Source organism: Clostridium liquoris (genome assembly GCF_002995785.1).
In the GTDB taxonomy this organism is placed as follows: Bacteria; Bacillota; Clostridia; order Clostridiales; family Clostridiaceae; genus Clostridium_AO; species Clostridium_AO liquoris.
Genome location: NZ_PVXO01000042.1, coordinates 1 through 568, shown reverse-complemented (window position 1 = coordinate 568; position 568 = coordinate 1). Strand labels below are relative to the sequence as shown.

The window sequence follows — 568 nt, the reverse complement described above, 5'->3', positions numbered from 1 at the left end:
ATATAAAAAAGTTTCAAAAAACTATTGCAAAATAATAATAACTATTATATAATAATAATTGTAAACAGAGAACAAAAATAATTTTAAATAAATAATAATTTTAAATAGGAGGAATATAAAAATGAAAAAATTTGTATGTACAGTATGTGGATATGTTTATGAAGGAGAAAAGGCACCAGAAAAATGCCCAGTATGTGGAGCAAGCTCTGATAAATTTATAGAAAAGAAAGATGATATGGCTTGGGCAGATGAACACAGAGTAGGAATAGCTAAGGATGTAGATAAAGAAGTATTAGAAGGATTAAGATCAAACTTCACTGGAGAATGTTCAGAAGTAGGAATGTACTTAGCAATGAGCAGACAAGCAGATAGAGAAGGATTTCCGGAAATAGCAGAAGCATATAAGAGAATAGCTTTTGAAGAAGCAGAACATGCTTCAAAATTTGCAGAATTATTAGGAGAAGTAGTTACAGCAGATACAAAGAAGAATCTAGAAATGAGAGTAGAAGCTGAACAGGGAGCATGCCAGGGAAAGAAGGATTTAGCAACTTTAGCTAAGAAATTAAAC

At 31.0% G+C, this 568-nt stretch carries 1 protein-coding gene; it reads left to right on the top strand.

Annotation, left to right across the window (positions count from 1 at the left end; all coding sequences use genetic code 11):
* Positions 1 to 121: 121 nt before the first annotated feature.
* The coding region (locus CLLI_RS07580; RefSeq protein WP_106063617.1) for an NADH peroxidase at positions 122 to 568 on the top strand (447 nt) is incomplete at its 3' end.